Source organism: Bacteroidota bacterium, assembly GCA_016722565.1.
Classification (GTDB): Bacteria; Bacteroidota; Bacteroidia; order 2-12-FULL-35-15; family 2-12-FULL-35-15; genus 2-12-FULL-35-15.
This window is the reverse complement of the sequence record JADKIU010000004.1, coordinates 184,403-210,952: the sequence shown is the minus strand read 5'-3', so window position 1 is coordinate 210,952 and position 26,550 is coordinate 184,403. Positions and strand designations below refer to the sequence as shown.

Below are 26,550 nucleotides of genomic sequence, written 5' to 3'. Positions count from 1 at the left end.
TGATTAGTATCTGTATGCGTCAGATTTAAATGGTCCTTCAACAGTTACACCAATATAAGCAGCTTGCTCAGGTGTTAACACGTCCAATTCACAATTAATTTTTGCTAAGTGCAAACGCGCCACTTTTTCATCCAAATGTTTTGGCAAAGTGTATACTTTATTTTCATACTTATCTGTATGTAACCACAATTCTAATTGAGCCAATGTTTGATTGGTGAAAGAGTTACTCATCACAAAGGAAGGATGTCCGGTTGCGCAACCCAAGTTTACCAAACGCCCTTCAGCTAAGACAATAATATCTTTCTTATCAATTGTATATTTATCCACTTGAGGTTTGATTTCATCTTTTGTTGAACCATAGTTTTTGTTCAACCAAGCCATATCAATTTCATTGTCAAAATGACCAATATTACAAACAATCGCGTTGTTTTTCATTGCTCTGAAATGGCGTTCAGAAATAATATTTTTATTTCCAGTTGCAGTAACAATGATATCTGCTTCTTTCACGGCAACATCCATTTTTTGCACTTGGTATCCATCCATTGCTGCTTGCAATGCACAAATTGGATCAATTTCGGTAACAATAACTCGCACACCTTGAGAACTCAATGATTCTGCAGATCCTTTTCCAACATCACCATAACCTGCAACAACGGCAACTTTTCCTGCAAGCATCAAATCTGTTGCTCTGCGGATAGCATCCACCAAAGATTCACGGCAACCGTATTTATTATCAAATTTTGATTTTGTTACAGAGTCGTTTACATTAATTGCAGGAATATGCAATGTTCCGTTTTTCATACGTTCGTACAAACGGTGAACACCTGTAGTTGTTTCTTCTGACAAACCTTTAATACCTTTAATTAATTCAGGGTATTTATCAAAAACCATGTTGGTTAAATCGCCACCGTCATCTAAAATCATATTTAATGGTTTACGATCTTCTCCAAAAAACAATGTTTGTTCAATACACCAATCAAACTCCACTTCATTCATTCCTTTCCATGCATATACTTGAATTCCCGCATCTGCGATTGCTGCTGCAGCATGATCTTGTGTAGAAAAGATATTACAAGATGACCAAGTAACCTCAGCACCTAATTCTTTTAATGTTTCAATCAAAACCGCAGTCTGGATTGTCATATGCAAACATCCTGCGATGCGCGCACCTGCAAGAGGTTTAGATTTTCCATACTCTGCACGCAAAGACATTAACCCCGGCATTTCTGCTTCAGCCAATTTAATTTCTTTTCTTCCCCATGCTGCAAGAGCCATGTCCTTAACTTTGTATTTTACGAATTTTTCCACGGTTGAATTTGACATTTTATATAGTTTTAAATTAAAAAAGAAATGCGAAATTAATTGTTATTGAGATAACAAACAAATTTCGCACTTGTTTAAATATTAAGAATAATTTTAGTTACCTCCACCGGCAGGCCACAGGACTTTTCCGGCTTTATCAATATAGGTTAGCACACCACCATAACTTACATATGCCAAACCTTTATAAAAATCAGCATAATAATCAGCACCTCGTGTAATCACCAATTTACCGGTTTTATCAATAAACTGCCATTTCGCATCTTTCAAGCTACCATTCACTAATGGAGACGTACTTACGCAGGCCATTCCATCATTGAAGAAATAAGCTCCAGTATAAACAGGATTAATAACTACTTTACCGGTTTTGTCGATATAACCAAATTTTCCGTTTTTATAATCACCAATACGGATACAAGCTAAACCATCTGAAAAAGTGTAGGCACGATCAAATTGCATCTCAATCACAACCTTACCTGTTTTATCGATATAACCCCATTTTCCTGTTTTATCATCTCCAATTCGAACATTTGCCAATCCTTCTGAGAATTCAAATGTTTCATCGTATTTAAAATCAATAACTACTTTTCCAGTTTTATCAATAAAACCCCATTTGCCATTTTTCTTAACACGCCCCATTCCTTCTTTGAAATCCCAAGCACCATCGTACTCAGGTTTCACAACCACAGCTCCGGTCTTATCAATATATCCAAGCTTTAACCCCTTTTGAAAACGAGCCATTCCTTCGGAGAATTTATACGAAATATCACTTTGAGGAGTAATAACGGTTTTCCCAGTTTTGTCAATGTAAAAATATTTTCCTGCTTGCTTAACACAAGCCAATCCATCTGAAAAATAGCCATCAATTTTTTGATCATAAATTGAAGGAATAACCACCTTTCCTGTCACATCAATAAAACCGCGCTTTCCACCTTGTTTCACAACAGCCAATCCTTCATAAAACTTTTCAGCATATTCAAACTGAGCAGGAAGAACAACTTTACCTGTTTTGTTAATGTATCCGTATTTTCCTTTATCACTAAAAGGATATAGCGTCTCTTGCGCCATTACTGTTGTTTGAGCAAACAATACAACTAAAACGATAAGTGCGGAATTGATTTTAAGGAGTTTTGATTTCATACGTTTTCCAATAATTTTTTGTAAATATCTAAAAAAAAAACGAAAAACAGAACATTTTACCGCCAAATTAATTTTCATGATAAATTACGCTTCCGTCAAATGAATTATTTAATATTGCTTGAAAATCTTTTTTAATCCCTTTATGCAAAAAAAGAATTACCAATATATTCTAAAAAGTAAAAAAAACGGCAAAAAACTATTTGCTGTTTTAATTGACCCTGATAAATTTGAATCAACAGATGTGATCTCAAAAGCAAATCGCGCGGGCGTTGACTTCATCATGGTTGGGGGTAGCATACTGAGTGATGGAAGTTTCGAGAAATGTATCCAAATCATAAAAAAAAGAACAAAAATCCCAGTCATCATATTTCCTGGAAATCATCTTCAAATCAGCAAGAATGCGGATGGAATATTATTGCTTTCACTTATTTCAGGCAGAAACCCTGAACTTTTGATCGGCAAACAGGTTATTGCCGCACCGCTCTTAAAAGCAAGCCAACTGGAACTTTTACCAACCGGATACATGTTGATTGAGAGTGGCAAACAAACTTCCGCTTCATATATGAGCAATACAACCCCAATTCCTGCTGATAAAACAAACATTGCTGCATGTACAGCCATGGCAGGAGAACAATTGGGCCTTCAGCTAATCTATATGGATGCAGGAAGTGGTGCAATCCAGACAGTAAGTGAAGAGATGATAAAAAAAGTCAGCAAAAGCATTTCTATTCCATTGATTGTTGGCGGAGGCATTGACTCTCCTAAAAAGGCATTATTAGCATGCAAATCCGGTGCAGATGTAATTGTAGTGGGAAATGCTATTGAAAAAAATATTGACTTACTTGAATCCATTGCAAAAACAATTCATACTTATAAAAAATAAATCATGAAATTGCTTGTTATTTCCAGCTCCGGTGAGATTGAAAATGAAGCCCAAATTATTACAAGCCTCTTTGAGGCCGGACTTGATCATTTTCATTTGAGGAAACATAAACTTTCCACAAAAAAAACGAAGGAGTTGCTCAACGCTATTCCTGCGCATTTTCACAATAGAATTATTTTACACTCGCATCATAATCTTGCTCGAAAATTTAATTTAAGAGGCATTCATTTAACAAAATCGCATATCAAAAAACGATTTAAAACTTGGATTACGATCAAGCTCATTCAACTAAAAAATCCGGATATCATTCTCACCACTTCTTTTAATAACATCGGACAACTTTTTGAAAAGGATCATCACTATGCCTACAACTATGTTTTTTTAAGCCCAATCTTTGATAGCTTAAACAGCAAGTTTCAAGGAGGTTTTACAGAGCACAGTCTTAAATCCGCCATTCAAAAAACAAATTTTAATATTGTTGCACGTGGTGGTGTCGATGTAAATGCAATTGAAAAATCAAATGAGATTGGTTTTGCTGGATTGGCATTTTATAGTGCAATCTGGAGAAAAAAAGATCCGTTAGCTGCATTCAACAAAATCATTGAGCGTTTTCAAGAATTAAAAATCCCAATTGAATAAATTTCATACATGAACATTTCTGAAATTTTTTCTTCTATTCGAGAAACACTTTTTCAAACAAGTATACTTGAATGGGCCATTTTTGTCGCTGCACTCGGATATGTTATATTGGCTACTTTCGAAAACAAATGGTGCTGGGTATTTGGAATTGCATCCAGCGCTATGTTAGTATACCTTTGTTTTACCGGACACCTTTTCCTCGAAAGCGGATTAAATGTTTTTTATGTATTGATAGGCTTTTACGGCTGGTACCAATGGCTTTACGGTTCGAGAGAAAAATCAGAATTAACCATCACTTCTTTTTCATTAAAAAAAAATATTGTACTAATCCTTATTGGTTTGATATTTTGGTTTCCACTGGGATTTATCTCACATCGTTACTCCACACAAGCACTTCCCTACCTGGATGCATTCATAACAGCATTCAGCATTATAGCAACTTGGATGCAAGCAAAAAAAATTATTGAAAACTGGCTTTTCTGGATACTCTTAAATGGGTTAGGAATTTTATTGTATTCTTACAGAGGATTTTATTTAATTGCTTTACTTTCTATTATTTATACACTTTTATCTGTTTCAGGATATTTTTCATGGCGCAAACGAATACTAAAATAATACGCATTGCATTGATTGGGCCCGAAAGCACCGCCAAGAGTAGTCTTTCCGAAGCACTTGCCCAACACTACAACACGGTTTGGGTGAAAGAATATTCGCGCGAATACCTGTCAAAAATTTCAAGAACCTATACATTGCAAGATGTATTGACTATCGCACAAGAACAACTCGAACAAGAAAAAAAAGCATTGTCACATGCTCAAACATTTCTTTTTGCAGACACAGAATTAATACTTTCAAAAGTATGGTGCGAAGATGTCTTTCACACTTGTCCGGATTGGATAAAAAACAACATCCTTCCTTATCAATACGATTTATACCTACTCACCTACCCTGATTTACCATGGGAAGCAGACATCTATCGGGAGAACCCTAATCGAAGAATGTTTTTTTTCGATTGGTATGAAAAAGAGTTAAAAGCGATTCAAGCAACCTACACCATCATCAAAGGAACTAACGAAATTCGATTTTCCAACTGCATTGATGCCATCGAAAATTTTTTATCTCATTCTAAAATTAATTCATAGTTTTGCATCATCTTAAAGGGGTGCCTTTTTTATAGTTCAACGTTTTGATAAAAAAAGGCTGAGATTACACCCAATAAGCAACGGCTCCAAAAGCCTTTGTTTATGCACCTGATCAGGATAATGCCTGCGTAGGGAAATGGTTTTGTTAAAATTATAGTAGCTGCTTGCCCTTTGCTGCTATCGGTTTAACTAAAATTCGCGGAAGCGGATAAAAAAATTAAAAACATGTTTTATTCAAAAAAAAAGTTAGCAACGTTGCTATTGCTCATGCCTACGATGGCATTTGCTCAATTCAGCATCAAAGGAAAAGTTAGCAACAAAAGCTCCCATGAAAGTATTGCCGGTGCAACACTTCAAATCAACAATACATTTATTGCATCGCAAAGCAAAAGTGATGGAACATTTGAAATCACCAACTTAAAAAAAGGAACCTATATCCTTCGAACTTCCATCATAGGCTTCTTGACACAACTGGACACTATCACTATTAAAGAAAACAAGGATGTAAACATCCTCATCGAACTGGAAGAAAGTACAGTGTTAATGGATGAAGTAATTGTTGCAGCAACACGAACAGATGAGCGATCTGCAATTGCAAACAGCAGTTTAAACAAATCACAAATAGCCGATCAAAACTTAGGTCAGGATTTGCCTTATTTACTAAACCAACTGCCATCAGTTGTTACAACATCCGATGCCGGAGCCGGAGTGGGTTACACAGGAATACGTATGCGTGGAATTGATGCAACAAGAATTAATGTAACCATTAATGGAATTCCTGTGAATGATGCAGAATCACAAGGAACTTACTGGGTAGATTTACCGGACATTGCATCCAGCATCGACAACATCCAAGTACAACGTGGTGTTGGAACATCCACCAATGGTGCCGGTTCTTTTGGAGGAAGTTTAAACATCCAAACCACAAAATTAAATCCGAAAGGTTATGGTGAATACAATTCTTCTTACGGCTCGTTTAATACTTGGAAAAACACTGTTAATGCCGGCTCAGGACTAATCAATGATAAATTCACGTTCGATGCACGCTTGTCGAAAATTTCATCGGATGGTTTTATTGACCGCGCCAGCTCTGATTTAAAATCCTATTATTTGGCGGGTGCGTATTATGGAAAGAAGTCCATCGTGAAATTTATTACATTTTCTGGATTAGAGGAAACCTATCAAGCATGGAACGGCATTCCTGAATCTCGCTTAAAAGGAGACATCCAAGGGATGAACGATTTTATTATTCGAAATGGATTATCTCCCGAAGATGCATTGCACTTATTAAATTCTGATAGTCGAACGTACAATCAATTTACATATAAAAAATCAAGTAGATCATTACAAACAAGATTATTACCAATTACATTTCTCCCGTGAATTCAACCGCAACTGGGATGCTAACCTTGCTTTTCATTATACAAGAGGAAAAGGATATTATGAAGAATATAAAAGTTCGCAAGCGTTTAGTAACTATGGATTAGCAGATGTAACGATTGGATCTGACACCATTTCATCAACCGACTTGGTGAGAAGAAAATGGCTGGACAATCATTTTTATGGAACCACATTTTCGTTAACCTACAAAAGCAATAAAAAATTAAATGCAACACTTGGTGGTGCATGGAATAAATATGACGGCTTGCATTATGGAGAAATTATTTGGGCGAGATATGCTTCCAACAGCACACTTTATAACAATTACGACAGCGATACCGCAAGCAAAATCGACTTTAACATATTTGCAAAAGTGAATTACGCTGTCACAAAAAAGTTTTCATTTTATGCCGATTTGCAGTACCGTATGGTTAACTACTCATTTCTTGGTTATGATGATAGTTTAAAAAACATTCAACAAACGGCTGCACTTGGTTTTATTAATCCGAAAATAGGATTGCATTATGAATTGAATACGTACGCCAGCATTTACTTTTCCTATAGTATTGGACATAAAGAGCCGAGCAGAGATGATTACACGCAATCTACTCCTACCAGCAGACCAAAGGCTGAAAAGCTAAACGATTTGGAATTGGGCTATCGCCACAACACAAAAAAAGCACAGTGGGCACTCAACTTTTATTACATGGAATACAGAAATCAATTGGTATTAACCGGAGAAATAAATGATGTTGGTGCATATAATCGAGCCAACGTAGACAATAGCTACAGAGCCGGAATGGAAGCTGAGTTGGGAATTAAAATTTTGAAAAATTTAACTTGGAACACAAACTTAACACTGAGCAAGAATAAAATTTTAAACTTCGAAGAGTATGTCGACAATTACGATAGTACCGCACAACGAATAAATAATTATCCTGAAACTGATATCGCATTCTCACCAAGTGTTATTGCCGGAAGCACATTTACCTATGAACCGATACAACATTTAAAGATCAGCTTCATTAGCAAATATGTGAGTGATCAATATCTGGACAATACCTCCAATAAAACGCGAAAACTGGATGCGTTTTTTGTGAATGACATTCGTATCAATTACACCATCAAAACCAAACACATTCGAGAAATCGGATTTACGTTTGCATTAAACAATTTGTTTAGCGAACGCTATGAATCCAATGGATATACCTACGGATATATTTACGGAGGTGTTCATACTGTAGAGAACTTCTATTACCCTCAGGCGGGATTGAATTTTATGGGTGGATTAAGTTTGAGATTTTAGAATCGCAAACAAAGTTTAATAGAATTTACATTGCAGAACGAAGCAATCTGTTCGAATACAACGCGTATTTATATTGATTGCTTCGTTCCTCGCAATGACGTTTATAAAAAACAGTTCAGGAAAAATAATTCAACTCTTCGGTCAAATCTAAATACGGATATTCTGCTTTTAATTTTTTACAACGTTCGGCATAGTTGCTTAAAAAAAGCTGGTGTGAGGGTGTTGAGGCATGAAACGGTCGATGATTTTTTGCCGAAATTATTTCTTTAATAGACAAATACAACTGCATGGTTTCAGCATCAAAATTCGTCTCTGAAAATTTCTGAAACACATAATTAATTGCTTGCCCGTTGGGATGAACCAAATCTTCTTTAAAAAAACGATAATCTCTCAAATCATCTAAAATCAACTCGTAAGCAGGGAAATAAAACACATTTTTTGTGTTTTTTAATTGATGTACAGCATCTATCAAACGAGCTTTGCTCAAATTATTTTCCACCACGCCATCACGCACGTATCTCACAGGGCTTATTGTAAAAACAACTTTTAATTTTGGATTAAATGCAATTAACTCTTTAATCAAAGAGGTATACTCCTCTATAATTTCGGAGCTCGTCAACATTGTTTTTACAAATTCCTTTTGCGGCAGCTTGTGACAGTTTCCTACCAATTGCTCGGCTCGTTTGTATACAAATGCAGAACCTAATGTAATACAAAGCCAATCGGCACTCTTTAGTGCAACATGTGTTTCGGATATTTTTGAATTGATGTTTTCTAAACATTTTTGTTTGTTGGGGTGAGAAAACCGACTGTGGTGTTCCCATGAATTCCAACAATCATTTGCAAAAACAATTCATTTTCCGTCATCCAATCATTTTTGATAACTCTGCGCAATGCAACAGCAATGCTTGCCGGATTATACAAAACCCCATGTGAGTTTTCTACAACGTTGAACTTATGCATGTTCATGATTTCCGAAATGTTCTCAGAAAAGCAAGAACCAATGAATACAAATGAATGTGAATAGTTTATCTTTTGAGGAAAAGGATGAATGGGAAATTGAAGATGAAAGTTCATATAACAAATTTTAGATTTTTTGACTTTTAGAATTTTAGAATTCGAAAAACTAAATCTGTTTCGCTACTGCTGGCATTTACAATAAGGAGAGAAATACACTTTCGCTCGAGGCAACATGGCTTGAATGTTACTCTGTTGTGCATCCGGAATTAAAATAACACGCAAATCCAATACTAACAAGCTTCTTAAATCTTTCAATTCATCAGGGAAGCGATCGATATTATTGCTCCATAAATCCAAATTTTTAAGCTTTATCAATTTACCAATGGTTGCAGGAATAGAGGTTAACTCATTTTGATTGGCGTTTAAATAAAACAAGTTCGTGAGCTGACCAATTTCAGGTGGAAATTCTTCCAATCCATTTTTGGAAATTGAAAAATATTGCAAGTTTTTAAGCTGTGCTATTTCTGCAGGCAATTCTTTAATGTCGTTTTTGGTTAGGTCGAGGTATTGAAGATTTGGAAATTTCAAAATCTCCATCGGAAATGATTTCAACTTTTTCCTACGCAATTCCAGCTTAATTACTTTTTCTGGATTTTTAAGGGCATCCTCTAAACTCGTAAACGCTTTCAAAGTATCTAAGGTAAGTGAATCCAATAAAACGGTTTGAGAAAATGCTCCTGTAGAAATGAAAACCAAGAGGACAATCAAACGCTTTTTAAGAAATGTGGGATATGTGATTTTCAATTTCAAGCAGATACTATTTTAAGCGCATTTTGTTTATCAATTGCCAGTGCATTTTTCAGCTCATCCAAACCATTAAACTTCTGTTCATCTCTTAGACGCTTAATAAAATAAATGGTTGCGTCAGCTCCATAAATATCTCCTGAAAAGTCGAAAAGGTTTACTTCAATACTTCTGCCCTTTCCATCAATTGTAGGATTATTGCCTACATTCAACATTCCGCCATAGGATTTACCTTGCACACCAACCTTTACAGCATAAACACCATCAGCAGGGATAAGTTTATACTTATCATCAATAAAAATATTAGCCGTTGGATAACCTAATGTTCGGCCCAATTGATTGCCTTTTATCACCTTACCTGTAATCGAATACGTATGTCCGAGATAGGTATTAGCCGTTTCAACATCACCCGACTGGAGAGCAACACGTATTTTGGTAGAGCTCACCTCAATGCTATCAATATCCTTAGCCGGAATTTCTTCGACATCAAATCCATAAACCGGTCCAAATTCCTTTAAATGTTCGAACGAACCCTCCCTATTTCTTCCAAAATGATGGTTATAGCCAATAATCAATCGATTCGTGCGTAACTGATTCACCAATATATTGCGTACAAACTCCACGGAGGTGAGGCGGGAAAATTCTTTGGTAAAAGGGTGAATTATCAAGTGGTCGATGCCGTATTTCTCTAGTAATTCAATTTTTTCTTGCTGGGTATTCAGGAGTTTTAGCTCATTATCATCTGGAAAAAGAACCATTCGAGGATGAGGATAAAAGGTGAGGAGAACGGTTTCACCCTGATGTTTCTGAGCAACATCTTTTAACCGGGCAATAATTTTTTGGTGACCAAGGTGAACACCGTCAAAGGTGCCGGTGGTAACTATCGGATTTTTAACCTCTTTAAAATCCTCAATATTGGAGTAAACCTTCATTCAATGTGATATTTATCATACAAAATGTTAACACTTTTCGATAATTCATTAAAAATCAAGGCTTAAATCGCTTATCTTTTCTATAAAAAACCGTGTATGATTTAAAGCATCAAATTTAATTATAAAAAAGTGAAAAATCGATTTTTTACATGAATAATATTATGTAATTTCGCACTCGAATTTTAAAAAATTAACATTTATATAAAATGTCGACACAAACAGGTAAAATTTCACAAGTAATTGGTCCGGTTATAGACGTAAGTTTTGAAGGCGGAGCTACATTACCAAACATTTTGGATGCATTAGAAGTTGTAAAACCGAATGGCCAAGTTGTTATTTTAGAAACACAAAAACACGTTGGAGAAGACACCGTGCGAACAATCGCGATGGACTCTTCTGACGGATTATATCGTGGTATGACTGTTACCGCAACCGGTGCAGGAATCACAATGCCTGTTGGTGAGCAGGTAAAAGGTCGTTTATTCAACGTTGTTGGAGATGCGATTGACGGTATTAAACAAACAGACAAAAAAGGTGGTGCACCAATTCACCGTATGCCTCCTAAGTATGAAGATTTATCAACTTCTACAGAGGTTTTGTTTACAGGTATTAAAGTAATTGACCTTTTAGAGCCTTATGCAAAAGGTGGTAAAATTGGTTTGTTCGGTGGTGCCGGTGTAGGTAAAACCGTATTGATTATGGAGTTAATTAACAACATCGCTAAAGGATACGAAGGTTTATCTGTATTCGCAGGTGTTGGTGAGCGTACCCGTGAAGGAAACGATTTATTGCGTGAGATGATTGAATCAAATGTAATCCGTTATGGAGAAGCATTTAAGCATTCTATGGAAAGTGGCGGATGGGATTTATCAAAAGTAGATTTAAAAGAGTTAGAAAAATCACAAGCAACCTTGGTGTTCGGTCAGATGAACGAGCCTCCGGGAGCACGTGCTCGTGTTGCCTTGTCAGGATTGACAATGGCGGAATATTTCCGTGATGGTGATGAAAAATCAGGTGGGCGTGATATCCTTTTCTTTATCGATAACATTTTCCGTTTTACACAAGCTGGTTCTGAGGTTTCTGCGTTGTTAGGCCGTATGCCTTCAGCGGTAGGTTACCAACCAACATTGGCAACTGAGATGGGATTGATGCAAGAGCGTATTACTTCAACGAAACGTGGTTCTATTACTTCGGTACAAGCGGTTTACGTTCCTGCGGATGACTTAACCGATCCGGCTCCTGCTACAACATTTGCCCATTTGGATGCAACAACCGTATTGAATCGTAAAATTGCTGAGTTAGGAATTTACCCTGCGGTGGATCCATTGGATTCTACTTCTCGTATCTTAACTCCGGTTGTTTTAGGTGAAGCACATTATGGAACAGCTCAACGTGTGAAAACCATTTTACAACGTTACAAAGAATTACAAGATATCATTGCAATCCTTGGTATGGACGAATTATCTGAAGAAGACAAATTGGTTGTATCTCGTGCAAGACGTGTTCAACGTTTCTTATCTCAGCCTTTCCACGTTGCTGAACAGTTTACAGGATTAAAAGGTGTATTCGTTTCAATTGAAGATACCATCAAAGGATTTAACATGATTATGAATGGTGAAGTGGATCAATATCCTGAAGCAGCATTCAACCTTGTTGGAACAATTGAAGATGCAATTGAAAAAGGTAAGAGCATTTTAGCGGAAGCGAAATAAAACAGTTCAAAGTTTAAACTATGCATTTAGAAATAATAACACCAGATAAAAAGGTTTACAGCGGAGAAGTTGATTCTGTAAAACTTCCGGGTGCCGAAGGTTCTTTCGGTATCTTGAAAAATCACGCTCCTATTATTGCTTCTTTGAAAAAAGGAACAATAAAAGTTACGGATTCAAAAAAGCATGTTGAAAATTTTGAAATCAATGGCGGTGTTGTTGAAGTTCAAAACAACAATGTAATTGTTTTGGCTGAATCGTAATTCAAAAGCATACTTAATTTCTAGAAATCCTGCTTCAATTTGAAGCAGGATTTTTTATTTATATATGATGTGAAGACCTATTGATGTATATTTATGTCACATGAACGTACATTCATTAATATACAAAGTAATCCTCTTCTTTTTTACTGCACTTTCTTTCCAAAGTTGCATCACCACTCCGGCTGCATTCAAAGCTGAGGAACAACCAGCTGCACCAGACTATAGCAATGAGAAAAATTGGTGCGCTTTACCTTTCAGAAAAGACTACGCAGATATTATTCCTAAATCAGAAATATGGATGAATGATTCATTAAAAAAAGTAGATGTTTTTTATGTTTATCCAACATTGTATTTATATGGAAAAACATGGAATGCAAATTTGAAAAACAAACAATTAAATAAGTACATCGATAAATATTTGTTGCAATACCAAGCAACAGCATTTAATCAAGTTGGAAGAATATATGCCCCAAGGTATCGACAAGCCAGAATTACAAGCTATTTGGATACTACAGGAAACGGAGAAAAAGCACTCGACTTTGCCTATGAAGATGTAAAAAAAGCATTTCAATATTACTTAGAGCATTATAATCATAATCGGCCAATTATTATTGCATCCCATAGTCAAGGTACAACCCATTGCAGAAAACTTATAAAAGAATTTTTTGATACTCCGGAAAAGAAAAAGCAATTGGTATGTGCATACATTATCGGATATGAGGTTGACACAACAACTTACGAAGTGCTAACTCCTTGCAAAGATGCGAAAGAAATCAATTGTTTCCTCACCTGGTCATCTTTCAAATATACTTTTGAAGGGACCGGACTAAAAAGTCATACACGAAATAAAATGTCTGTCAATCCGATTACATGGAAAATGGATACTACAAAAGCTTACGGAGAAGGAGGAGTTTTATTTAATTTAAACAGAAAAAAACATTACAAATCAGAAGCACATGTTTCTGATAATAATTTATGGGTAAAAACAAATGCTCCTTTTTTCAAACGAATACGAAATTTACACGCATTAGATTACAATCTCTTCTGGTTTGACATACGAAAAAATGCTTCTACAAGAGTTGAAGAATATTTTAAATAATCCTACTTAAACGCAATCTGCTTTGCATCCGCTTCTGAAATTTTTGTGAATGCATCTTTGAACGCAAGATATTCTTCCGGACTAACAATCTCTTTATTGTATTTCATTGTGCGAGTAGCCAGAATTTTTGTACCGGACATCTTGAACGTCAAACTATAAGACAACAATGCATTGTTAATCACCACAGCTTTGGGCAATTCAACCAATACTTTTCCTTTTGGAATATCAATCGTCATTTCTTCTATCGCATATTCCAACGATGTAAATGAATACACATTAAAAGGGAATGTTCGTTTTTCCAACGATAAGAAATCTAAACTCGAATGCGCTTCTGACCAGGGTAACTTCACAATCTTCATTCCTGCAACATCCGTCATTGCATTGCTCACGGTAAATGAAAGCGAATAACTAATCGTATCTTTTAGTGTAGATAGGTCGCTAAATGTTAATTCGGTTAATTTCACCGGTGTTGTAAAATCCGCACTAACCGCTTGCGCCATCAATTTCAATTGTTCTTCTTTTCCTAACTCCGCATAATCATAGCGCGTGCCTGACGTATACACTCCTGTGCAAGTGGTTGTTCGTGAAGCCAGCAAATCATTATTATTAAATGAAAGATTCATTTTACGCATAATGTTATTCGGAATTCTATTTTCTGTTTTTAAACGCTCCAATTCGCCAATCACCGTTGTTGATTCGTTCGGAATATTTAGAATGGGGGTATTCAACAAGGAAGTACTCAATGTTGAAAAAGGCAGTTTGTTATCGGTTAATTCAATGTAATACGATTTATTATCCGCAATCAAATGTGCGATACAATGATTGAATCCAACACTTGGCTGTACTAAATAATTATCTCCATTTTCACGTGTACTAACCAATACCAGATTTGCCGTTACACCTACTTCTCGGCACATGGCCACAAAAAGTGTTGATACATCTTTACAATCCCCTAACTTGGTGTTGAGTGTACGAGATGCTTTTTGAGGAATAAATGCTCCTTGCAAAAACGAAACGCTACTATAACTTACATTTTTTTCGATATACTCATAAATCAATTTTGCCTTTTGCAATTGAGTTAAATCTTTCGGCTTATCCTTAAACACTTCAGCAACCGCTTCTTTTATTTCATAATCTGATTTAGCTTTTGTATTTGCTAAATCGGCATACCAATTACTAATAAATTTCCAATCCGGAATAGATGAAATATCGATAACCATTCCAACATCATCTAATGTAGGCATATAGGATTCGTTCTTTAACCCCGGCAAATTTGTTTTCTCAAACATCAACAGTTTATATCCTGCTTCCGGAGCAGAAACAACCGGTTGCAAATCACTATTTATTACTTTATAATTGAATTTTTTATCTTCAGGCACAATCAGACTGTATTTACAAAGTCCAACTGGCAAACTATAATTCATATTAAATCGGTCGGTAAAGTGTGCGGCCAATTGCCCGTATACATATTCTTCAATTCGATAGGTCATGTGAATGGCGTCCCCAATTTCCAAGGACGTGAATACCATTTGATTTCCGTTTGTCTCCGCTTTTACTTTATTGCCATCCACTTTAAATACTTCTGCTTTTTCAATAATTAAACGTTGCGTGTATTCGTTATACCCAATTGAATATTCTTTCCAAGCATCAATACCAGCCTGATTAAAAATCTTAATCATAATTTCGGTTTTTTGTTCCGTTGCACCTTCCGGATAAACAATGCGTTGCATATCGTTTAGTAGAATCATACTGTTATCTTCCGGAAACTCTTTTGCTGAAGGCGATTTAGCAAACAATGCTTCTGCATCTGATGTTGGAAAATAATCAAACAAATCCTTTTTATTTTGCATTTTACGAAGCAAACGATGTGCTTCATAATTTGTTGGTGAATAATAAATGCATTTAGCAAAGGCCATTTTTGCATCTTCAGTTTTATTCATGGCTTCGTAAATTTTCCCTAACTGATTCCAATATTCACCATAATAAGGGCAATACTCTAAAACTATTTTCATCCATTTTTCTGCTGTTGCATAATCTTGTTGAGAGAAGTATAAATCAGAAACACTCTCATAATAACCGGTAGCATAAGGATAATCTTGCGTTCGTTTTAAATAGATATCAAAACCTTTTTGAATGGCACCTTTTTTAAAATAGTTACTTGCTAATGTGTTGGATGCTGCTTCATTATTATTTGTTTTCAAATATTTAACAAGAATATCATTTGCCTTATCATAATCTTTGTTGACACTTATTTCAATCGTGTATTTTAAGTTTACAATTTCCCAGTTATCGGGATATTTTGAGTAAAGCTCTTTACCAATAGTAACAATGTTATCATACTTCTTACGCTTCACAACAATATCCAACTTTAAGGCGTCCGTAACGATACTTTCGCCATAAAGTGCAATCATTTTTTCCAATATTCTTTCTGCTTCATCGTAATCTTCTTTATCCACCGCATCGCTATAAAACTCACGGATTGCATAATAACTGTCGGGATCATTACTCTTAATACTTTCTACCGCTTTTGTCAACAACGTAGTATTTTCATCTCTTGAATAACATTCGATTAATCGTTCTTTCAAGTAGGTACAAGAAGGGGCAATGACGGCAGCCTGATTAAATGCTTTGCGCGCTTCGTATGCTTTATCGTTACGCAAATAAATTTCACCCAACATTAACAATGAAAGAAAATTATTAGGATCTGTTTTAAGTTTCTCTTTAAAAAAGGTGTCTGCGAAAAAAGAAATTTCTTTCACTTCATATGCGACTTCCTTTGTATAGGATTGGGCTTCTGTTGCATAAGTAAGATTATTTAAATTATTTTCATTTAAATCAAATAATCTAACAATAAAATTGGCGCGTGACAATTCACTTTTACCAGTTTGAACTAAAATTCGATTATATCCTTTGTTCAATTTTACTTTATAGCCATACACATCGATATCCGTACTTTGTTCTTCAATAATTGAGCATACATTTTTATCGTTCAACCATATTTTTATTGCACCGGATGCACCGGCACGAAGAATCACTTCTTGGTCAATTGGACTGTTTACAAATGCTTGTGCATAACAAACAGCATCATCACTATTAAAACAATAAGAGAAATCAAACCATTTATCATTGCGAATATTTTTGACGTTAAACCATTTCACATCGGCTCCAACCTTATTTTTAAAAACAGCAGAAGCACTTGGGTTTTCTAATACGCCAAAATCTTTATGAAATCCACTTCCAGATACATTTTCAAATTGTCCGACAGCCTGACAAAATTGAACAACGTTTATCTTATCAAAATATAGTTTTCCATTTTTAAAATCATTGCTCCGTTGAAAATGATAGCCCAACATGGAGTTGGCCATCGACTGCATAGATGAATTGGCTTTGGGGTCATTTGCAACCGCTTTCAAATAAGCAACTTGTTCTTTGTTTTTTTTGTTGTATCCGCCATTTACACTAATGCTCGTCCACAAGGCAAATGCGTAAGGATAGGAATTTTCAGAAGTTTTATAAAAATCAAAATAATATTTAAAAGCATCAGATGTATTTCCGTTTCCTCTCGAGATAATAGACAAGGCCAAACTTGCTTCCGCCTTTGAAAGTGGATCTGTTGTAGCTGCTTTAAAAAAGCCAATTGCTTCCGTACGTTTGTTCGAAATAAAAGCTTCCCACCCCTTCTTGAGATTATCGTTCGCTTTTAAAATTGATTGAAAAGAAATGGAGAATAGTAGAAAAAAGAGGATTGATTTAATGTTTTTCATACAGCGGAGTAGTAAGGATGAATTTGATTAAGTGTAATGGATTAAAACACCGAAATGTCTTTTTTATTTTAATTTTTTATTTTTTTTATGACGGGTTTTATCACGTTTTGTTTTCTTTTCTAAGTTTTTTTCAAGTGCTTTTGTTAAATCCACACCTGTTTGGTTTGCTAAACAAATAACAACAAACAAAACGTCTGCAAGTTCATCCGACAATTCTTTTCCTTTGTCTTTTTTCTTGAATGATTGTTCACCGTATTCACGGGCAATAATGCGTGCCACTTCACCTACTTCTTCGGTAAGAATAGCCATATTGGTTAATTCCGAAAAATAGCGTACGCCATGGAGTTGAATCCAATCGTCTACTTTTTTTTGTGCTGCTTGAATGGTTAATTGATTCATTGGTTTATTGGTTGTTCTTTAATGTTGTAAGAATAAAAAAGGCAATTCAAAAATTGAATTGCCTTTTTTAATTATTGAGAAGTTAGTTTATTCAGGAACAACTTCAAAAGTAACTGTTCCAACAACTTCTTTGTGGAAACGAATATTCGCAGAATAAGTACCTACCGTTTTGATAGCATCTTCGTTCATTGTAATATTTTTACGATCCACATCGTATCCTAATTTTTTCATTGCATCAGCAACTTGTACAGTTGTAACTGAACCGAAAATTTTTCCGGACTCACCTACCTTAGCACCAACTTTTACAACTAAATCTTTTAATTTAGCAACAGTAGCTTCCGCAGCAGCTTTCACTTTTTGTTCTTTGAAAGCGCGTTGTTTTACTGTTTCTGTCAACATCTTTTTAGATGATACAGTCGCCATTTCTGCAAGGTTTTTCGGAATTAAGAAATTTCTTCCGTAACCAGGTTTTACATTTACAACGTCATCCTTGTATCCAAGGTTTTTAACGTCTTGCTTTAAAATTACTTCCATGTCTTAAATCTTATTTTAACATATCAGCAACATAAGGCAATAAAGCTAAGTGACGAGCACGCTTAACTGCTTTAGAAACTTTACGTTGATATTTAACTGATGTACCCGTTAATCTACGAGGTAAAATTTTACCTTGTTCATTGATGAATTTCAATAAGAATTGAGGGTCTTTGTAATCGATATACTTAATACCGCTTTTTTTGAAGCGACAGTATTTCTTTTTCTTCACATCCACTGTGGGAGGTGCAAGATATCTGATTTCTGAATTGTCTGCCATTTTGTTTGAATTTTTTTAGTGAATGAATTAAGCGACTACTTTCGCTTTGTTTCTACGTTTAACACTGTAAGCCACAGCATGCTTGTCTAACGCAACAGTTAAGAAACGCAACAAACGCTCATCACGTTTGTAAGCAACTTCTAAATCTGCGATAAATGCAGCAGGTGCTTGAAATTCAAACAAGTGGTAAAAACCAGTTGTTTTCTTTTGGATTGGATACTGCAATTTGCGAAGGCCCCAGGCATCTTCGTTTACAATCTTGCAGCCATTGTCTGTAAGTAACTTTTTGTACTTACTTACCGTCTCCTTTGCCTGTTCATCAGACAAAACGGGAGTCATAATGAAGACGGTTTCATAATGTTTTAGCATTGTTTTGTAATTTAATTGGTTAATAATTATTCACCTTTTTTCTAAAAGGGACGCAAATATAGTAAAAATACTGCATGGGTGCACGTCCTACAGGAAATTTTTCCTCATTTTAATGATTTTCAGCTGGTTAAAGCTTAATAGGGGCGACTACGTGAGGAGGTAACTGGGTGACTACGAGGAATTTCAGTCGGGATGAATGCTTAACCTATTCCATCATAAATCTCCCCTATCACATTATCGCCCTATCACTGCACCTAGTTACTTAGTTACCTAGTCACTTAGTTACCTAACTATTTATCAACCAAAAATCGACTTTTGCACATTTTACAAAAATCTCATTTTAATACTTAGTTTTGTCCTATCAATTATGGAAAATTTTATTGTATCGGCTCGTAAGTATCGCCCGGCAACGTTTAATACGGTTGTTGGACAAGCGCATATTACCAATACATTAAAAAATGCTATCAAAACGGAACATTTAGCACATGCGTTTTTGTTCTGCGGTCCACGTGGCGTTGGTAAAACAACGTGTGCTCGTATTTTAGCAAAGACAATTAATTGTACGAACCGCACTTCAGAAATTGAAGCGTGCGACAAATGTGAATCCTGCGAATCCTTTAATAGTGGTGCATCTCTGAATGTTTTTGAATTGGATGCTGCTTCTAACAATTCTGTGGACGACATCAGAAATTTAGTTGATCAAGTACGTTTTGCACCCCAATTAGGAACTCACAAAGTATACATCATCGATGAGGTTCACATGCTCTCTTCGGCGGCTTTCAATGCCTTTTTGAAAACACTGGAAGAACCACCCAAACATGCTATTTTTATTTTAGCGACAACAGAAAAGCATAAAATCATTCCTACGATATTATCCCGTTGCCAAATTTTTGATTTCAACAGAATACAAATCGAAGACATTGCCAATCATTTGGCTTACATTGCCGGCAACGAAAACATTACCGCTGAAAAAGATGCATTACACATCATCGCTCAAAAAGCCGATGGTGCCTTGCGTGACGCTTGTTCTATCTTTGATCAGATTGTCAGTTTCGCAGGAACGAATGTTACCTACAAAGCTGTAATCGACAACTTAAATATTTTAGATTACGATTATTATTTTAAAGTAACGGATGCTATTTTAACTGAAAATATTTCTTCCGCATTATTGATTTTCAACGACATCTTAAACAATGGATTTGATGGTCATAATTTTGTTGCAGGAATGGGTGATCACTTCAGAAACCTCTTGGTTGGAAAAGATCCGGAAACGTTACAACTTTTGGAGGTTGGAACAAACATTCGTGAAAAATACAAAGAGCAATCAGCAAAATGCTCCTTACCATTGTTGGTAAAAGGATTAACAATCCTAAATAAGACCGATATCAATTATAAGTCGAGTAAAAATCATCGACTCCAGGTGGAGCTAGCGCTAATGCAGCTTTGTTCGCTCAATTCAATTGGAATTGAGGCTGAAAAAAAAAATGACATACTCCTCATAAGTAAGTCCGCTACCAAACAAAATCGTCCGCAAGCAACTGCCACGGCTCCTGTTGAAAAACCAAAAGGAGAAAGCATCCCGTCTTCCATCCCCATTCAAAAAGCAGCTCCAGTAGCTGAAGCTGCAACTATTGTAAAGAAGCCAATCATTAAATCGATTACTCCTTCTATCAATCAACATTTGAATTCGGATAAAAAAAATGAAAAAAGCACTCCGGAGCAATTGGAGCAAATTAATTCTTCTCAACCAAAAAGTAATTTCAACCAACAACAATTGGAAGAAACGTGGGAGAAATATGCCAACGGATTAAAAGAAAAAGGAAAAACCAATCTATCTACCAGCCTTTTAAATAAAAAACCGGTTTTAAAAGAAAACTTCATTATTGAATTTTCAATCAATAATAAAGCGATAGAAGAATCCATCAATGAAGATAAAATTAATTTTTTAGGCTACTTACGCAAGGAACTAAACAACTATTCTATTCAGCTTCAATTAGTTATGAGCTCTATAGAGGACAAAACGAATCTGTATACTGCTACCGATCGTTACAAGCGGCTATCCGAAAAGAACCCGGCAATTCTTGCCTTCCGTCAGAAATTCGACCTCGACATCGAATTTTAGATATCCACAATTCTATTGCAAATTGTTAATAGATAACCATTTCCTAGTGCAACCTTTTCTTTTTAGTGTGCATCCTATAATTAATGGAATTAATTATAAGCCCAACTTATAATTCATCTCCGCTCTCTAAACTAAATTATAGCATGAAAAAAATAATTTTCTTTCTCACGATTCTTTGTGTAGTTAGTATCACTTCAAATGCACAAATAACTGTTACTCCAGGAGGTACGCCTGCTTCTATTTTGGCAGGATTTGTTGGCTCAGGATTAACGATTAGCGGAGCAACCATCAACTGTAATACTGCTGCCTACGGAACATTTACTGGTGGAGCAGCTTCTAGTATAGGTATGGCGAATGGAATTTTATTGACGACAGGAACCGCTACCGGTGCCGTTGGTCCCAACAATAGCACAAGTTTTACCGGTTGCTACGGAACATCTTTCAGCGACCCTCAACTTACAACTCTTGATCCGCAAGCAAATGAAGATGTTTGTATTCTTGAATTTGATATCATTCCGCAATGTAACCAGCTCACCATCCGATTTGTATTCGGTTCGGAAGAGTATCCTGAATTTGTGAGCTCCGGATTTAACGATGCATTTGGATTTTTTATTACTGGACCAAACCCTTTGGGCGGTTCTTACACCAACCAAAACGTTGCAGTAATTCCAGGCGGAATCCCGGCAAGTATCGATAACATCAATGCCACAACGAATGCCGCCTATTACGTCAACAATACGGGTGGAACAACGATTCAGTACGATGGATTAACCACACAAATAACCTCCAATGTGAATCTGACCCCTTGCGCCACCTATCATTTCAAGCTGGCCATCGCAGATGCCGGAGATTGTTCCTACGATTCCGGTGTATTTGTTGATTTCTTGCAATGTGTAAACGTACCGACCTTAACATTAGCTTCTACTCCTGCTTCTTGTGGTGTAAACAATGGAACCGCTACAGCAACTGTTGTTAACGGATTTCCTCCATTCACCTATACTTGGACTCCCGCAGTTGGCGGTGGCGCAGGAACAGCAAGTGTAACCGGATTAACAGCCGGTGTAACCTATACATGCACCGTATCAGATGCATATGCTTGTACTCCAAACTTAGTAAGCACAATCACTATTGGTGGAGCTGCTGGTAGTGCTGTTAGCGTGAATTCTCCAGCCATTTGTGCAGGTGCCACCACAACATTAACAGCAACTCCTGTTACCGGAGGTGGAACATATTCTTGGGCTCCAGGTGGGGCGTCTACGGCTGCAATAAACGTTACACCGGCATCAACTACAACCTATACTGTTTCCTACACCCTTGGCGGATGTACTACCACGGCTGTCAGCACTGTTACAGTTAACCCATTACCAACGGTTACTGCAGAGGCCAACCAAACGTATTGCGCAGGAGCTGCTGTCGCTGCAAATACTTTTGCAAGCACACCTGCTGGTGCAACATTTACCTGGACGAACTCGAATACCGCAATAGGACTTGGAGCTAGCGGAGCAACCAGCACACCTGCTTTTACTGCAACCAATGCAACAGGAGCTCCAATTACATCAACAATCACCATAACCCCTAGCTTAGCGGGATGTACCGGACCAACAAGTACCTACACCATTACTGTAAATCCACTACCAACAACAACGGTTAATTCACCAACCATTTGTGCTGGAGCAACCGCCACATTAACGGGTGCAGGAGCGTCTACGTATGCCTGGTCTACTGGTGCAACCACTAACCCTATTACTGTTACACCTGCAACTACAACTTCATATACCGTTACAGGAACTGCTGTTGGAGGCTGTACAAGCACTGCTGTTGCCACTGTTACGGTAAACCCAATTCCGGTTACAACCGTTAACTCTCCAACCATTTGTGCAGGTGCTACTGCAACATTGACTGCAGCAGGTGCCACAACATATGCTTGGTCAACAGGCGCCACTACAAATCCAATTACGGTTACACCTGGTACAACAACTTCTTACACCGTTACAGGAACTTCATTAGGCTGTTCTTCAACGGCTATTGCAACAGTAACGGTGAACCCACTGCCTGTAACAACTGTAAATTCACCAACCATTTGTCCTGGACAAACGGCTACTTTAACTGCAGGTGGTGCTACTTCATATTTATGGAGTACAGGCTCAACTGCAAATCCATTAAGTGTTACACCCGCAACAACCACAAGTTATACCGTTACAGGTACAACTGCAGGTTGTACATCAACAGCTATTGCAACTGTTACTATTGGTGGTTCAATTACTCCAACCGTTAACTCTGCAACCATTTGTGCAGGACAAACGGCTACATTAACAGCAACAGGTGGAACAACGTATTTATGGAATACCGGCTCAACAGCAAATCCACTAAGCGTTACACCTGCAACAACAACGAGTTATACCGTTACTGCTACATCCGGTGGATGTACAGGAACAGCCGTTGCAACAGTAACTGTTAATCCAATCCCTGTTACAATAGTAAACTCACCGACCATTTGTGCTGGTGCAACTGCTACATTAACAGGGGCTGGGGCTACAACGTATTCATGGTCCACCGGTGCTACAACAAATCCAATTACAGTTACACCAGCTACCACAACAACCTATACGGTTACTGGAACATCTTTAGGCTGTTCGTCAACTGCTATTGCAACAGTTACTGTAAATCCTATTCCGGTTACTACCGTAAATTCTCCAACAATTTGCCCTGCTTCTACCGCTACCTTAACTGCCGGTGGAGCTACAACATATACTTGGAGCGCTGGCGCAACATCAACAGGAGTAAATACTGCAACCGCAACACCTGCTTCAACAACAACTTATACTGTTACTGGAACATCTTTGGGATGTTCATCAACTGCTGTTGCAACCGTTACCGTTGCATCGGCTTTAGTTGTGTCTGTAAACTCACCAACTATTTGTGCGGGACAAATTGCAAATTTAACTGCTACCGGTGGAACAACTTATACTTGGACTGCAGGCGCAACATCAACAGGAGTAAATACTGCTGATGCAACACCGGCAACCACCACAACATACACAGTAACCGGCACATCTGCAGGATGTACGGGTACAGCCATTGCAACCGTAACTGTAAATCCATTACCTGTTACTACCGTTAACTCACCAACTATTTGTGCTGGTGATGTGGCTACTTTAACCGCTGCCGGTGCTACTTCGTATGCTTGGTCTACTGGTGCTACAACCAACCCGATTACTGTTACACCTGCTACTACAACTACTTATACCGTTACTGGTACTTCATTGGGTTGTACATCTACTACTGTTGCTACCGTTACCGTTAACCCTATTCCGGTAACTACTGTAAACTCTACCAGTATTTGTCCTGCAGGTACTGCAACATTAACTGCTGCTGGTGCTACTACCTATGCTTGGTCCACTGGTGCTACTACCAATCCAATTAATGTTACTCCTGCTGCTACTACATCCTATACCGTTACCGGTACTTCATTGGGTTGTTCATCAACTGCTGTTGCTACTGTTACCGTAAACCCGGGTTTAACTGTTAATGCCGGATTAAATGATACCATTTGTTTTGGTGCTAGCACTGTTTTAGGTGTTACACCAACCGGTGCTGGATTTACTTACAACTGGACTCCGGCTGCATCACTTGTTGGTGCTACCACCGCGACTCCTACCGCTTCACCTGCTACTACCACTACCTATTCGGTGTTAGTAACCGATGCCAGCGGATGTACTGGAACAAGTACTGTTACCGTATTTGCTGATCCTCAAATTACACTTGCCATTGCTGGTATTGACGTGACTTGTAATGGTGCATGTAACGGACAAACCATTGTGATTCCTTCTGGTGGAACACCTGCATATAATTATGCATGGTCTTCCGGATGTGCGGCCGCTTCTTGCAGTCCGTTATGTATTGGAACCTATACCGTTACCGTTACCGATTCGTGGGGTTGTACCTCTTCAGGAACAGCTACCGTTGTTGAACCTACTTTGCTAACAGCTACTGCTGTTGCTACACCTGCTACTTGTAATGCTGTTTGTGATGGAACAGCTACAGCTACTGGTGCCGGTGGAACTGTGGGCGCTGGATATTCTTATTCATGGAACACCGTTCCTGTTCAAACTACGGCTACTGCTACCGGATTATGTGCAGGTACTTATACTTGTACCATTACGGATGCAAATAGTTGTACAGCTACAGTTACCGCTACCATTACAGAACCTACATTGGTGGTGATTGCACCGATTGCACCTGCTGGTGTTTGTACAGGTGGAAGCACAACTATTACAGCTTCCGCTTCCGGTGGAAATGGTGGAGCATATAATTATACTTGGTCACCGGCTGGAACGGGAACGACTCCTTCTGTAGTGGTTACACCGGCAACAACTACAACCTATACTGTAAATGCAACCGATGTAAATGGTTGTCCGGCTGCACCGGTTACCGTTACAGTTACCGTAAATCCTCCACTAGCTGTGGTTGCCAGCGGCACTGCATCTATTTGTCCGGGAGCATCTACCAGCATTTCGGCATTGGCTTCACTAGGAACTGGCGGACCATATACTTATACATGGGCACCTGCAGGTGCTGGAACACCACTTACGGTTTCACCTGCGGTAACTACGACATATACAGTTACTGCGAGTGACGGATGTTCACCTACCGTTACTGCTACCGTTACTGTTACCGTATTACCTGCACCGGTGGTTGCATTCAGCGCTCCGGTAACTTCCGGATGTGCTCCGTTATGTGTCACATTTGCTGATAACACAACCGGTGGAACCGTTGCTTCTTGGAACTGGAACTTTGGTGATGGAAACACCAGCACTGCTGCTGCACCAACCAACTGCTATGCGAATCCGGGTAATTATACTGTTACATTATCAACAACAACTACACTGGGTTGTACAGCTACCGATAGCATCGTAAACTACATTACTGTTTATCCAAATCCGGTTGCTAGTTTTACTGCACCATTGTCGAGCAGTGTTATTAATCCAACAGTTCCATTCACCGACAATTCAACAAATGCAACATCTTGGAATTGGAATTTTGGTGATCCATTCTCATTGCCTGCAGATAGCAGCAGTACGTTGCAAGACCCTACACATAGCTATAGTCAAGCTGGAACCTATTGCGTAACTTTAACCGTTACAAGTGTAAATGGATGTACCGACAATACACAACAGTGTATCGTTATTGATCCAGAATTCACCTTCTTTATTCCGAATGCATTTTCACCAAATGATGATGGAATCAATGACACCTTCTTTGGAACAGGCATTGGAATTAAGAAATACGAACTATATATCTACGACCGTTGGGGCAATATGATTTTCTTTGCAGATGAATTAGATAAAGGATGGGATGGAAGAGCAAATCATGGGAAAGATGTAGCACAACAAGATGTGTACGTTTGGAAAGTAAAATTAATTGATGTGTTTGATAAAAAACACAGCTACATTGGTACAGTAACCATTGTAAAATAAAATAAAAACGACTACTAAAAATCCGCTTCGA

At 37.5% G+C, this 26,550-nt stretch carries 20 protein-coding genes, 1 pseudogene and 1 riboswitch; of the genes and pseudogenes, 10 read left to right on the top strand and 11 right to left on the bottom strand.

What is annotated here, in order from left to right; all coding sequences use genetic code 11:
- Nucleotides 1-3 precede the first annotated feature (3 nt).
- A complete protein-coding gene (locus IPP64_13955) occupies nt 4-1,323 on the bottom strand; it encodes an adenosylhomocysteinase (GenBank protein MBL0330490.1) in 1,320 nt (439 codons plus the stop codon).
- Nucleotides 1,324-1,416: 93 nt separating this feature from the next.
- The gene (locus tag IPP64_13950; GenBank protein ID MBL0330489.1) at nt 1,417-2,460 is read right to left on the bottom strand and encodes a WG repeat-containing protein; all 1,044 of its coding nucleotides are present in this window, start codon (nt 2,458-2,460) and stop codon (nt 1,417-1,419) included.
- 142 nt (nt 2,461-2,602) lie between these two features.
- Between IPP64_13950 and IPP64_13945 the strand changes: the two genes are divergently transcribed.
- From IPP64_13945 to IPP64_13925, 5 genes and pseudogenes are all read left to right on the top strand, one after another.
- Nucleotides 2,603-3,343 carry a geranylgeranylglyceryl/heptaprenylglyceryl phosphate synthase gene (locus IPP64_13945; GenBank protein ID MBL0330488.1) on the top strand — a complete coding sequence of 247 codons (741 nt, stop codon included), beginning with the start codon at nt 2,603-2,605 and terminating at the stop codon, nt 3,341-3,343.
- A gap of 3 nt (nt 3,344-3,346) precedes the next feature.
- The gene (locus IPP64_13940) at nt 3,347-3,982 is read left to right on the top strand and encodes a thiamine phosphate synthase (GenBank protein ID MBL0330487.1); all 636 of its coding nucleotides are present in this window, start codon (nt 3,347-3,349) and stop codon (nt 3,980-3,982) included.
- Nucleotides 3,983-3,991: 9 nt separating this feature from the next.
- Entirely contained in the window at nt 3,992-4,597 is a 606-nt protein-coding gene (locus IPP64_13935) for a nicotinamide mononucleotide transporter (GenBank protein ID MBL0330486.1), read from the top strand.
- On the top strand, nt 4,573-5,124 hold the full coding sequence (locus tag IPP64_13930) for an ATP-binding protein (protein ID MBL0330485.1): 552 nt from the start codon (nt 4,573-4,575) through the stop codon (nt 5,122-5,124). The genes IPP64_13935 and IPP64_13930 overlap by 25 nt, the downstream gene beginning before the upstream one ends.
- Before the next feature lie 6 nt (nt 5,125-5,130).
- A riboswitch (TPP riboswitch) is annotated at nt 5,131-5,276 on the top strand.
- Between the two features lie 124 nt (nt 5,277-5,400).
- Nucleotides 5,401-7,810 (top strand): annotated as a pseudogene (locus IPP64_13925) (TonB-dependent receptor).
- A gap of 115 nt (nt 7,811-7,925) precedes the next feature.
- Here the strand turns inward: IPP64_13925 and IPP64_13920 are convergent.
- From IPP64_13920 to IPP64_13905, 4 genes are all read right to left on the bottom strand, one after another.
- On the bottom strand, nt 7,926-8,663 hold the full coding sequence (locus IPP64_13920; protein MBL0330484.1) for a GSCFA domain-containing protein: 738 nt from the start codon (nt 8,661-8,663) through the stop codon (nt 7,926-7,928).
- Nucleotides 8,585-8,887: a GSCFA domain-containing protein gene (locus tag IPP64_13915; protein ID MBL0330483.1), complete on the bottom strand. Its 303-nt coding sequence runs from the start codon at nt 8,885-8,887 to the stop codon at nt 8,585-8,587. Before IPP64_13915 ends, IPP64_13920 begins: the two co-directional genes overlap by 79 nt.
- A 63-nt stretch (nt 8,888-8,950) precedes the next feature.
- Nucleotides 8,951-9,580, bottom strand: a complete 630-nt coding sequence (locus tag IPP64_13910; GenBank protein MBL0330482.1) for a leucine-rich repeat domain-containing protein — start codon at nt 9,578-9,580, stop codon at nt 8,951-8,953.
- Nucleotides 9,577-10,506, bottom strand: coding sequence for a bifunctional riboflavin kinase/FAD synthetase (locus tag IPP64_13905; protein ID MBL0330481.1), 930 nt, complete (start codon nt 10,504-10,506; stop codon nt 9,577-9,579). The genes IPP64_13910 and IPP64_13905 overlap by 4 nt, the downstream gene beginning before the upstream one ends.
- A 206-nt stretch (nt 10,507-10,712) precedes the next feature.
- Here IPP64_13905 and IPP64_13900 point away from each other — a divergent pair, with 206 nt between their 5' ends.
- From IPP64_13900 to IPP64_13890, 3 genes are all read left to right on the top strand, one after another.
- On the top strand, nt 10,713-12,218 hold the full coding sequence (locus tag IPP64_13900; protein MBL0330480.1) for a F0F1 ATP synthase subunit beta: 1,506 nt from the start codon (nt 10,713-10,715) through the stop codon (nt 12,216-12,218).
- Between the two features lie 20 nt (nt 12,219-12,238).
- The gene (gene atpC, locus IPP64_13895) at nt 12,239-12,478 is read left to right on the top strand and encodes an ATP synthase F1 subunit epsilon (protein ID MBL0330479.1); all 240 of its coding nucleotides are present in this window, start codon (nt 12,239-12,241) and stop codon (nt 12,476-12,478) included.
- A 100-nt stretch (nt 12,479-12,578) separates the two neighbouring features.
- A complete protein-coding gene (locus tag IPP64_13890; GenBank protein ID MBL0330478.1) occupies nt 12,579-13,577 on the top strand; it encodes a DUF3089 domain-containing protein in 999 nt (332 codons plus the stop codon).
- A 2-nt stretch (nt 13,578-13,579) separates the two neighbouring features.
- Here IPP64_13890 and IPP64_13885 read toward each other — a convergent pair whose 3' ends face one another.
- From IPP64_13885 to IPP64_13865, 5 genes are all read right to left on the bottom strand, one after another.
- On the bottom strand, nt 13,580-17,341 hold the full coding sequence (locus tag IPP64_13885; GenBank protein MBL0330477.1) for a DUF3857 domain-containing protein: 3,762 nt from the start codon (nt 17,339-17,341) through the stop codon (nt 13,580-13,582).
- Nucleotides 17,342-17,404: 63 nt separating this feature from the next.
- Entirely contained in the window at nt 17,405-17,740 is a 336-nt protein-coding gene (locus IPP64_13880) for a nucleotide pyrophosphohydrolase (GenBank protein ID MBL0330476.1), read from the bottom strand.
- An 87-nt stretch (nt 17,741-17,827) separates the two neighbouring features.
- Nucleotides 17,828-18,274 (bottom strand): 50S ribosomal protein L9, encoded by a 447-nt coding sequence (locus tag IPP64_13875; GenBank protein ID MBL0330475.1) that lies wholly within the window; start codon nt 18,272-18,274, stop codon nt 17,828-17,830.
- A gap of 10 nt (nt 18,275-18,284) precedes the next feature.
- Complete coding sequence (locus IPP64_13870) at nt 18,285-18,551, bottom strand: 30S ribosomal protein S18 (GenBank protein MBL0330474.1); 267 nt, start codon at nt 18,549-18,551, stop codon at nt 18,285-18,287.
- A gap of 27 nt (nt 18,552-18,578) precedes the next feature.
- Nucleotides 18,579-18,920: a 30S ribosomal protein S6 gene (locus IPP64_13865; protein MBL0330473.1), complete on the bottom strand. Its 342-nt coding sequence runs from the start codon at nt 18,918-18,920 to the stop codon at nt 18,579-18,581.
- Between the two features lie 367 nt (nt 18,921-19,287).
- On the opposite strand from IPP64_13865, the gene IPP64_13860 reads away from it, so the two are divergent.
- Both IPP64_13860 and IPP64_13855 read left to right on the top strand, forming a co-directional pair.
- Entirely contained in the window at nt 19,288-21,042 is a 1,755-nt protein-coding gene (locus IPP64_13860) for a DNA polymerase III subunit gamma/tau (protein MBL0330472.1), read from the top strand.
- 143 nt (nt 21,043-21,185) lie between these two features.
- The gene (locus IPP64_13855; GenBank protein ID MBL0330471.1) at nt 21,186-26,519 is read left to right on the top strand and encodes a choice-of-anchor L domain-containing protein; all 5,334 of its coding nucleotides are present in this window, start codon (nt 21,186-21,188) and stop codon (nt 26,517-26,519) included.
- Nucleotides 26,520-26,550: the final 31 nt, after the last annotated feature.